12 protein-coding genes are annotated in these 10,065 nt (G+C 62.1%); 6 read left to right on the top strand and 6 right to left on the bottom strand.

The window, feature by feature from the left end; translation table 11 throughout:
* Positions 1-131: 131 nt before the first annotated feature.
* The 3 genes from ACFFAR_RS14815 to ACFFAR_RS14805 form a co-directional block, all read right to left on the bottom strand.
* Complete coding sequence (locus ACFFAR_RS14815; protein ID WP_375508057.1) at positions 132-854, bottom strand: hypothetical protein; 723 nt, start codon at positions 852-854, stop codon at positions 132-134.
* A gap of 154 nt (positions 855-1,008) precedes the next feature.
* Positions 1,009-2,427: a sigma-54 dependent transcriptional regulator gene (locus ACFFAR_RS14810; protein ID WP_062171561.1), complete on the bottom strand. Its 1,419-nt coding sequence runs from the start codon at positions 2,425-2,427 to the stop codon at positions 1,009-1,011.
* Positions 2,412-3,860: a PAS domain-containing sensor histidine kinase gene (locus ACFFAR_RS14805; RefSeq protein ID WP_375508056.1), complete on the bottom strand. Its 1,449-nt coding sequence runs from the start codon at positions 3,858-3,860 to the stop codon at positions 2,412-2,414. Before ACFFAR_RS14805 ends, ACFFAR_RS14810 begins: the two co-directional genes overlap by 16 nt.
* On the opposite strand from ACFFAR_RS14805, the gene ACFFAR_RS14800 reads away from it, so the two are divergent.
* From ACFFAR_RS14800 to ACFFAR_RS14780, 5 genes are all read left to right on the top strand, one after another.
* Positions 3,859-4,032 (top strand): hypothetical protein, encoded by a 174-nt coding sequence (locus ACFFAR_RS14800; protein ID WP_174362333.1) that lies wholly within the window; start codon positions 3,859-3,861, stop codon positions 4,030-4,032. The genes ACFFAR_RS14805 and ACFFAR_RS14800 overlap by 2 nt on opposite strands.
* 33 nt (positions 4,033-4,065) lie before the next feature.
* A complete protein-coding gene (locus ACFFAR_RS14795; protein ID WP_375508055.1) occupies positions 4,066-4,404 on the top strand; it encodes a thioredoxin family protein in 339 nt (112 codons plus the stop codon).
* Between the two features lie 124 nt (positions 4,405-4,528).
* On the top strand, positions 4,529-5,341 hold the full coding sequence (otnI, locus tag ACFFAR_RS14790) for a 2-oxo-tetronate isomerase (RefSeq protein ID WP_174362337.1): 813 nt from the start codon (positions 4,529-4,531) through the stop codon (positions 5,339-5,341).
* Positions 5,342-5,432: 91 nt separating this feature from the next.
* On the top strand, positions 5,433-7,010 hold the full coding sequence (locus tag ACFFAR_RS14785; protein WP_174362336.1) for an aldehyde dehydrogenase family protein: 1,578 nt from the start codon (positions 5,433-5,435) through the stop codon (positions 7,008-7,010).
* A gap of 17 nt (positions 7,011-7,027) precedes the next feature.
* Positions 7,028-7,957 (top strand): SMP-30/gluconolactonase/LRE family protein, encoded by a 930-nt coding sequence (locus tag ACFFAR_RS14780; protein ID WP_062171552.1) that lies wholly within the window; start codon positions 7,028-7,030, stop codon positions 7,955-7,957.
* A 112-nt stretch (positions 7,958-8,069) separates the two neighbouring features.
* Here ACFFAR_RS14780 and ACFFAR_RS14775 read toward each other — a convergent pair whose 3' ends face one another.
* The gene (locus ACFFAR_RS14775) at positions 8,070-8,669 is read right to left on the bottom strand and encodes a short chain dehydrogenase (RefSeq protein WP_174362334.1); all 600 of its coding nucleotides are present in this window, start codon (positions 8,667-8,669) and stop codon (positions 8,070-8,072) included.
* An 80-nt stretch (positions 8,670-8,749) separates the two neighbouring features.
* The gene (locus tag ACFFAR_RS14770; protein WP_062003352.1) at positions 8,750-9,178 is read right to left on the bottom strand and encodes a hypothetical protein; all 429 of its coding nucleotides are present in this window, start codon (positions 9,176-9,178) and stop codon (positions 8,750-8,752) included.
* Positions 9,179-9,474: 296 nt separating this feature from the next.
* Between ACFFAR_RS14770 and ACFFAR_RS14765 the strand changes: the two genes are divergently transcribed.
* Positions 9,475-9,648 carry a hypothetical protein gene (locus ACFFAR_RS14765; protein ID WP_162916084.1) on the top strand — a complete coding sequence of 58 codons (174 nt, stop codon included), beginning with the start codon at positions 9,475-9,477 and terminating at the stop codon, positions 9,646-9,648.
* A gap of 54 nt (positions 9,649-9,702) precedes the next feature.
* Here ACFFAR_RS14765 and ACFFAR_RS14760 read toward each other — a convergent pair.
* Positions 9,703-10,065, bottom strand: a 363-nt coding sequence (locus ACFFAR_RS14760; RefSeq protein ID WP_375508054.1) for a DUF3005 domain-containing protein, incomplete at its 5' end; no start/stop codon positions are given.

The following is a 10,065-nucleotide window of genomic DNA, read 5'->3' as shown; positions in this document are numbered from 1 at the left end:
CGGTATTCAGTACGAGTCCGTCGAGTTCACCGTGCGGATTCAACAGGAATTGCGTGACCTTGCCGCGCGTTTCCGGCAGGCAGGCGGGATCTATCCAATGCATGTGTGCTCCTTTATGAAGTTGAAAAGAATCAGTCGGCGCGGCCATATAGCTGCGTCAGATTGCCGGGGGTGCCGAAGGACGTGGCCTGCAGCGACTGCCCGAAACGATTGCGGGTGCCGTAGCCGTGCGCTGCAACGAGCGCGCCCGGTTGCAGCAACGCAGGGAATTGACGCGCGCCCGGTGGCGTCAGCTTGATGACCGTGCCATCGGCGAGCAGCACGCCGTCCGGCTCGCCGCGCGGCGCGGTCGTCACCTTCAGCACGCGGCCGCTCGCATCGAGTTTGACGAGACTCACGCCACGAAGCGAGGGCGGCAGGCGCTGAGCATTGCCAGCGGGCGGTTGCTCGACAGCCGACTGTCCGTTGCGCGTATTGGTGATCTCTCTCGCGCGAAGTGCACCTTCCGCTTCGGGCACGCCGCTCGCGCGAATGGTGTCACCCGGAGCGGCGATTGCCGCGACGTTCGCACCCATGTTCGGCGGAAAGCGGACAAGCGAATCGTTGCTGAAAAGCAGGCCGTCCACGTCGCCCTCCGGATTGATCACGTATTGCTTGATGATGCCGGTGGTGACGCTCGCCGCGCTCGTGCTATCCATAGGCCCGGTGGCATCCATTGGCGGGGGCGCGTTGCCCATGACCGGCGGTGGCGCCACGTCACGCGGCGTCGGTGCGGCCTGTGCAGCGCACGCAACAGCGCCGGTGATGATGGCCATAAGGCCGGCCGATTTAATTGCGATCGTAAGTGCTTTCATGTTGGCTCCTGCAAAGCTCGAGTGGTGGCAGCCTTACTTTGCAAGCCCTATGCCATGCATGAAAGCCTCATCCAGCAAAGGTTTTGAGGCGGTCCCCGCTGATAGATGTCCAGTTTGATGACAGTCGATGTCGTTAATCTGGACAGCATCCGCTTTATCCGAGTCCGTAAGCGGCGAGCTTCGTGTAGAGCGATTGCCGGCTGATGCCAAGCCGTCGTGCCGCTTCCGCGCGGTTGCCTGACGTGATCGAAAGCGCGTGGGCGATCGCAAGCCGTTCGAGCTGTTCCACTGCATCGGGAAGCGGCAGGTCGAGCCATCCCGCGGGCAAACCGCTGGTGGTGTCGCCGGAGCCTGGCGTGCGGGAAAGAAAAGCGAGGTCGTTCGCTACAACCACGGGTCCGCGCGCCAGGGCGAACACGCGCTCCATCGCGTTCTTCAGTTCGCGGACATTGCCGGGCCACGCGTGCTGCAGCAGCAGTTTTTTAGCGTCGTCGCCGAGCGTTTTTGGGCGCGTCGAGCCCGTCGCTGCGATCGCAAGAAAATGCGCGGCAAGGGGAGCGATGTCGGCGGGGCGCTCACGCAGCGGCGGCAAATGAATGGGAATCACGTTCAGACGATAAAACAGGTCTTCCCGAAACCGCTGCGCTGCGACCTCCGCCTGCAGGTCGCGGTGAGTGGCGGCAACGATCCGTACATCGATGCGGACTTGCGCGTTGCTTCCAACCGGCGTCACGATGCGTTCCTGGAGCACGCGCAAAAGTTTCGCCTGGAGAGGCCACGGCAGGTCGCCGATTTCATCGAGGAAAAGTGTGCCTCCGTCCGCTCGCGCAAACTGGCCGAGCCGCTCCGATACCGCTCCCGTAAACGCGCCTTTGGTATGCCCGAAGAGTTCACTTTCGAGCAGGTCTGCGGGGATCGCCGCGCAGTTCACCGCAATGAACGGCGCCTGCCGACGGTCGGACGCATCATGCAGCACGCGCGCGGCGACTTCCTTGCCCGTGCCGGTTTCGCCATTGATCAGCACGGTGGCATCGGTCGCGGCGGCTCGGCCGATGCTCTTCTGCACATCGCGCAGCGCGTCACTGAAGCCGAGCAGGCGCGGGGCGCTGCGGGCTTCGCGGGCTTCATCGGGGAGCAAGGAAGCATTGGGTTGGATCGGCGCCGCATCGCGCGAGCCCGATTGCGATAGTTCGATCTTCTTCAGCAACGCGGCGATCTGATCGCGGCCAATGGGCTTTGTCAGGTGGTCGAACGCGCCGAGGCGCATCGCGCGCACAGTGTTCTCGCTGGTGGCGAATGCAGTGAGCACGACAACCGGCAAGGCGGCGCGTGCGGGCATGTTGCGCAGTTCTTCGAGCACTTCCAGGCCGCCGCCGGCGTTCGGGTCTCTTGAAACACCGTCGGGCATTCGCAGGTCGAGGAAAACGCAGTCGATGGGCTCCATGCTTTCAAGCAACGCGAGCGCTTCTCGTTTGCTGGCCGCTTCGAGCGTCTCGTGGCTCATATCGGCGAGCGTTTCGGCGAGGCTTTCGCGAAAGGCGCCGTCGTCGTCGACAATCAGGATGTGCGCCATGGAATCTCGATGACAAAACACGCGCCCGTGCTGCGCGCTTCATAAAACGCCCGGCCGCCATGCGCGGCTGCAATCTCGCGCACCACAGCCAGACCCAGTCCCGAACCGGCGGCATGACCCGTGACGAACGGTTCGAATATTTCTTCACGATCGTCTTGCGGCACACCAGGGCCGTTGTCGTTCACTTCGAAACGCAGGAGGTCGCGAGTCCGCGTTGCCTGTACCGTCACGCTGCCGTCGGGCGGCGTATGACGTATGGCGTTCAGCACGAGGTTATCAAGCGCGCGTGCGAGTTGCACGGGATCGAAAACGGCGTGCTCGGGCGTCGCTGCCGGTGCCTCCGCCACGGTAAGCGCGACCTGCGCATGTGCCGCCGCTTCCTGATGCAGCGCGACTCGATCGTCGAGCCACGCCCGAAGCGGGACGTTCATATTGTCGATGCGAACTGGCTGAGTGAGCGCCAGCAAGCCCACAAGCTGTTGCTCCACCCGATGAATCTGCTCGAGGATCGTCGCGAGCGCCCGTTGCTTGCGATCTTCATCGCCGACGAGAGCGTTTTCTGCTTTCAGCCGCATTGCGCCGACTGGATTGCGGATCTCGTGCGCAATCTGCGCAGCAAGCCGGCCGAGTGCCGAGAAGCGCTCCGCCTGCGCGAGGCGAGCGCTCAGCGCTGCCGCTTGTGATCGCAACGCGGCGGTGCGCGCCGCGTGCGTGTTGAATGCATCCACGATGCGGTCGAGCTCCGGCTCGCCCGTCTTTCCGATCGGCTCGGCAATGATGGCGGAGCCATCCGGTTCGGCTCCCGCATGTTGCGCGACGCTGCGCTCCACGTGAGCAAGGTTCGCGCGCCAGCTACGCAATCGCATACCGAGAGCGATGGAGCTACCGACGATGATTGCAAGCAGCGCGGCCAGCCCCGCAAGCAGGCTGCGTCCCCAGGCGCCCAGTGACGGCTGTGAGCGCGTGAGCGTCCATGCGAGCAGCGCCGGGTGGTGCGGGATCGTACACGCCGTCACGATCACCGCGCCTTGCTGACCACTGACGACATCCGTCAGCGCCGTTTGTTTGATCGCCGCTGCGCGCAGCGTACGCAGGATCAAAGGCGTTTCGGCGTCGGGCACATCGCGCTTGATGCCACTGCCCTCGTAGGTCGGGAATGCATACGCATCGAACACGCCCCGGTCAGTGCCTGCATTGCGCCAGAATCCGCCTTCCACGCCGGACATCTGCGCCAGCACGACATCGAGAATGGCGTGCATCAGATCAGCGTGCGGATCGAGATGATCGGCGCCGGCGTTTCTGTCGATGGAGAGATCGTAGCGCGACGCCACCGCCTGGCAGCCGGCCAGACTGCGCTCGCGAGCGATGTCGATACGCCGTCCCGCGTTTTCCTGGGCCATGAACAGCACGAGGGCGCAAAGCAGCGCGCACATGACTGCCACAAGCGCCCAGAAGAAGGCTAGCTGGCTGGAGAACGACAGGCGCGTTGAAGAAGCTGGCATGTACAGACGTGGCGAGGAGGTGCAGCACTGGAGCAAGAAACTTGCCGGGCCACCGCCCGCGCGCAAGAAGCCACGCCAAGCGCGCAAACCCGCCGCCCAATAGAATGTCTGTGATCCGATAAAAGGAGCAACACTCATGGCGATGGCAACCGAATACACACCAGACGCGCCGGCGCGTGCGGATGTCGATGCTTTTGCGGGCCCGTCGGTGATCGAGTTCGGCACCAACTGGTGCGGTCACTGCAAAGCCGCCCAGCCCGCGATAGCGGAGGCGTTCAAGGACCACGCCGACATGCGGCACCTCAAGATCGAGGACGGCAGCGGCCGGCCGCTGGGACGGTCATTTCGGGTCAAGCTCTGGCCCACGCTGATCTTCATGGTCAACGGGCGCGAAGTCGCGCGGCTGGTCCGGCCAAACGATGTATCGGAAATCCGCGATGCATTTGCGCTCCTTGACCAGGCTTCATCTGCGTAAAGTGCGTCCCGGTGAGGGTTTCCACTGAGCCTCGGCGGCGTGGAGGGGCGCAATATCATCGATGAGAGCGGGCGCAAGAGTTGCACGCTGTGAGCAACCGTCTTGTCCCATCAGGAGGATCGTCATGCCGCGGTTCGCTGCCAACCTCACCATGATGTACAACGAGCACGCGTTCATCGACCGGTTTTCGGCGGCGGCACGCGACGGTTTCAAGGCCGTGGAATTTTTGTTCCCGTACGAATTTCCGCCGTCGGACATCAAAACCCAACTCGACGATAACGCCCTCAAACAAGCGCTTTTCAACGCGCCGCCGGGTGACTGGAGCGGCGGTGAGCGCGGGCTTGCCTCGCTGCCGGGACGTGAGGATGAATTCAGGCGCAGCATGGACATTGCGCTCGACTATGCGCGCATTCTCGGCAATGACAAGCTGCATGTGATGGCTGGTCTCATTGCTCCGGAGCAGTCGCGCGAGCAGCATCGCGAGGTGTATCTGAAGAATCTCGCGCTCGCGGCCAACATGGCGGCATCCGCCCATGTGACGATCGTCATCGAACCGATCAACACGCGCGACATGCCGGGCTTTTTCCTCAACCGGCAGGACGAGGCGCAAGCCATCTGCAGCGAAATCGGTGCGTCGAACCTGCAGGTCCAGTTCGACTGTTATCACTGTCAGATCACGGAAGGCGATCTCGCCGTCAAGTTGCGGCGCGACATGAAGCGGCGCAATGCGGGTATCGGCCACATTCAGATTGCGGGCGTGCCGTACAGGAACGAGCCGGATACGGGCGAAGTGAATTATCCGTACCTGTTCGATCTTATCGATTCACTTGGTTACAGCGGCTGGATCGGGTGCGAATACCGGCCGCGCGCCGGGACGTCCGACGGTTTGGGGTGGCTCGCGAATTACAGGCATTCCGGTCATTTACCGCGCACGTGACAAAGCGCGCTGCGATGCGGTCCGTCGTCGGTAGATGAATTCTGAATGACGAGCCGTCAACGATTTATCCGCTGTTTTCAGGAGATTTCACATGCAGATCACGGGCGAAATGCTGATCGGGAAAACTGCAGTGCGCGGAACGGATGCAACGTTGCACGCCTTCGATCCCGCGCGCAATGTCGAGTTGAAACCGGCGTTCGGCGGGGGCGGCGCGAAGGAAGTTGCACGCGCGGCCGAGCTTGCCGAATTCGCTTTCGATGTTTACCGGCTCACTGCGCTTGAAACGCGCGCGCAGTTTCTCGAAGCGATCGCGGACAACATCGTGGCGCTGGGCGATGCGCTCATCGAACGCGCGCATGCCGAATCCGCATTGCCGAAGGCACGACTCGAAGGCGAGCGCGGCCGCACGGTCGGGCAGTTGAAGCTGTTTGCATCGCTCGTGCGCGAAGGGCGCTGGTTGAGCGCCACGCTCGATTCGCCGCAGCCTGATCGCAAGCCGTTGCCGCGTCCCGACCTGCGTCTGCAGAAGATACCGGTAGGCCCGGTTGCGGTGTTCGGCGCGAGCAATTTCCCGCTGGCGTTTTCAGTGGCCGGCGGAGACACGGCTGCCGCGCTTGCTGCCGGATGTCCCGTCGTCGTCAAGTCGCATCCCGCGCATCTGGGTACATCCGAGATGGTAGGCCGCGCGATACAAAAAGCGGCGTTGGACATGGGTTTGCCGGAGGGCGTGTTTTCGCTCGTGGTGGGCGCGGGCAACGAGATCGGCGAAGCGCTCGTCGCGCATCCGGCCATCAAGTCCGTGGGGTTCACGGGCTCAAGGCGCGGCGGTCTTGCGCTGATCGATATTGCATCGAAACGGCGGGAACCGATCCCCGTCTTCGCGGAAATGAGCAGCATCAATCCGTTCTTCGTGCTGCCGGGCGCACTGGCCGCGCGTGCCGAGTCGCTCGCGAACGGGTTCGTGGATTCGGTCACGCTGGGTGTAGGGCAGTTCTGTACAAACCCCGGGCTCGTGCTTGCGCTGGAAGGGCCGCATTTGCAGGGTTTTATTGACTATGCGGTGAGCGCGCTGGAAAAGAAGGGCGCTCAGACCATGCTCACGGCCGGGATTGCGAAGGCGTATGAGGAAGGCATCGCGCAACGCGATAAATCCGGCGTCGAGCGCATTGCGACGGGCGCCGAAACCGAGGCGCCCTTTGCCGCAATGCCCGCACTGTTTTCCGTCAACGCCGAGCGTTTCGCGGGCACGCCGCATCTGGAGGACGAGATCTTCGGGCCGACTGCGTTGGTCGTGACCTGCCGCGATGAAGACGAAATGCTGGACCTGGCGCGGCGTATCGAAGGGCAATTGACGGCCACTTTGCAACTCGAAAACGATGACGTGCCCTTCGCTCGCCGCCTGATGCCGATACTGGAACGCAAGGCCGGCCGCATTCTTGCGAACGGCTTTCCAACGGGCGTCGAGGTATCGTATGCAATGGTGCACGGCGGCCCGTATCCGGCGACCTCCGACAGCCGCGCTACATCGGTGGGCGCAATGGCAATCGAGCGTTTCTTGCGGCCGGTGTGTTATCAGGATTTGCCGGCGGCCTTGCTGCCGCTTGCACTTCAGGACGACAATCCGCTGAGCCTCTGGCGTTTGCGCGATGGCGAACTTGGACCCAACTAAAAGGAGACTTTATCTTGATGGAGCGCCGTTATCCCGATCCCGCCGTCCGCGTGCTCGATGAGCGATTCAACAAGCTGCGCGTGGCGGCGGCATCGGTGGAATGTTTGTATCAGGGCGCTCGATGGTCGGAAGGCCCGGTCTGGTTCGGCGACTCGCGCTCGCTGTTGTGGAGCGACATTCCGAACAACCGCATGCTTCGGTGGGACGAGGAAACCGGCGTTGTCAGCACGTTTCGCAAGCCCTCGAACAACGCGAACGGCAACACGCGGGACCGCGAGGGCCGGCTTGTCACGTGCGAGCATCTGACGCGCCGCGTGACGCGCACGGAGTACGACGGATCGATTACGGTCATCGCGGATCAATACGAGGGCAAGCCGCTCAATTCGCCCAACGACCTGATCGTGAAGTCCGATGGCTCGATCTGGTTCAGCGATCCGACATTTGGTATCGATGGATTCTATGAAGGTGAGCACAAGTCGCCGGAGTTGACGCCGGGGGTGTATCGCGTGGATGGACAAAGCGGCGAGATCACGCTGATGATTTCGGATCTTGCCGGTCCGAACGGACTCGCGTTTTCGCCCGACGAGTCCGTACTTTATGTGGTCGATTCACGCGCGTCGCCGCGCGAAATCCTTGCATACGAAATGGCGCCCGACGGTCGTTCGTTCAAGGACTCGCGCGTGGTGATCGACGCACGGGACGGTACGCCCGATGGTTTTCGTGTCGATATCCACGGCAACCTCTGGTGCGGCTGGGGCATGGGCAGCGACGAGCTCGACGGCGTGCGCGTCTTTACGCCGCAAGGCGAAGCGATCGGACATATTGCGTTGCCCGAACGTTGCGCGAACGTATGTTTTGGCGGCCGTCACCGCAACCGCTTGTTCATGGCTGCAAGTCACGGCCTTTATTCACTCTACGTCAACACGCAGGGCGTGAAAGGCGGATGACATTTCATGGCGCCGCGCGCCTGACGTTCTTGCGCGGCGCACGGTGACCAGTAGCGGACTTCGCTCAAATAACGATGTACGACATCGAAGTCCGACTCACGAATATCCGTTATCAGCGAACCTTGTAAATGCGGCCGGTTTCGAGGCCCTCCACACTGCGGCTATAGGCCAACGCGACGCGCGCGCCGGACGCGGCTTCAAAGCCACGGAAGTACGGGCCAAACGCTTCGCGCGCTTCTTCCAGCATGGTTGCATTGACGACATTGATGCGCAGGCCGCGTGGCAGTTCGATCGCCGCGCCGCGCACGAAACCTTCAATCGCGCCGTTTACCGCAGCCGCGCTCGCGCCGTACTTGATCGGCTCATCGCCCACGATACCGCTCGTCAGCGTGAACGAGCCGCCGTCATTCAGATAGCGCTGCGCGTGGAGTACGAGATTGACCTGGCCCATGAGTTTGTCATCGAGGCCTATGCGGAATTGCTCCGAGGTCATCTGGGAAAGCTCGCCGAAATGTACGTGACCGGCGGTGGCGACGATGGCGTCGACCTGCCCAATCGATTTGAAAAGCGCATGGACGCTGTCGAGATTCGTCAGGTCCGCACGATGCGCGCCACGTGTGGCGCCAACCTCGAACACTTCATGACGCGGGGCGAATTCGGCGAGGACGGCACGGCCTACTGTGCCGGTTGCACCGATGACGGCAATTTTCATGAGAGGCTCATCGAAAAGGAAACGGGCTCTCATTGTGCGTTTTCACGGCCGCTTGAACAAGCTGCGGCTTCTGCAGACGGCTAGCTGTGTTCGCGCGATGCGTCCGGCGACAGCAGGAAGATCGATGCCGCCAGCTTTGCCACCAGCACCGCGCCGGTAACGACGGCTGCCGTGGGGAACATTTTCCACTCTGCGGCAAGCATAGGACCCACGAAGGCGACCGACGCAAGGCCAAGTGCAACGGTTGTCCAGCGCGCCCACTGCAAGCGCATTGCCACGCAGACATACAAGCCGCCAACGAGTATGCGCGATGCAACCAGCGGCGCCAGAGGCTCGTCCGGACCCACCATCAACGCGAGTCCCATTTCGGCCCACGAGAAGACGTAGGCGATGCCCAGACACGCGATAGCGGTCGAAAGCGCCTGCTGTGTCCAGGGTGCGCGCAGATCGAACGAGCGTGACGCGCCTTGCGGCGCGGCTTCGTTCGAGTAGGTATTGGTCGTAGTCATGTCTGGTCCCGTGGCGTACTTTTTCTAGAATTTTCAAAGCTTTTGTTTGACCCCGGCCTCCCTATGCACAAGGCATGCCAGGCGCATCCCAAGTTGGGAACATCGCTTGCTTTCAGTGCCTTCAAGCCCGCTGGGAGCGGATTTGCCTGAAGAAAGCAAGTGTCGGCCGCTGGCCTCAGCAGAACGGAAAAGCGGCGGCGGCACTGCCTCATTGCAAGCTCGTTCGTCGCAATGGCAGGCTTTACACACTGACCCGGCGAACCGGATCGAACGAAGTTGATGACAGAGGAGCATTCATGAGCAGCGCACAATCCAACGAACCCAAGGAACAAAACCCGCACTCGGAGCGCGCAGAGGAGGATGTCGACAAGGCCGTGGAAGACACCTTCCCGGCAAGCGATCCACCTTCGACAGGCGGCGTGACCCGCATTGAATCTGACGGCGACAAGGACAAGTCGAAAACCAAATAAACAAAAACCGCGCTCGGCGCGGTTTTTTCTTGGAGACGGGGAGTTACGGTGCGATCAGGACTTATCGCGCCGCTGGATTTCGATCAGCCTCGACGGGCGGACGTGATTGACCGCGAAGTGCTTGCGTCCGCGCAAGGTGTCGCCGCGGGCATCGCGGTCAACAAAATCGTACTGACGTTCTACCTCTTCCGCATCGGGCGCGATCATGCCTTTATCCACGACGCTAAAGCCATTCTCCAGTTTGAGTGCGAGGCCGTTACGCGCGGGGCGGCTGTCGAAACCGCCCAGGCCATCGCCCTGTTCGAAGTGGGAATTCACAAGCGACGCGTTGACGCCAATGAACGCATTCGGATTTTCTTCGATCAGGAACTCATCTTTCGACGCATAGCGATTCTTGCCGTCGGCATCCATGCGGAC

The sequence above is a fragment of the uncultured Caballeronia sp. genome (assembly GCF_964243625.1).
Lineage (GTDB): Bacteria > Pseudomonadota > Gammaproteobacteria > Burkholderiales > Burkholderiaceae > Caballeronia.
The sequence above is the reverse complement of the archived record's forward strand: the minus strand, read 5'-3'. Positions and strand labels throughout refer to the sequence as shown.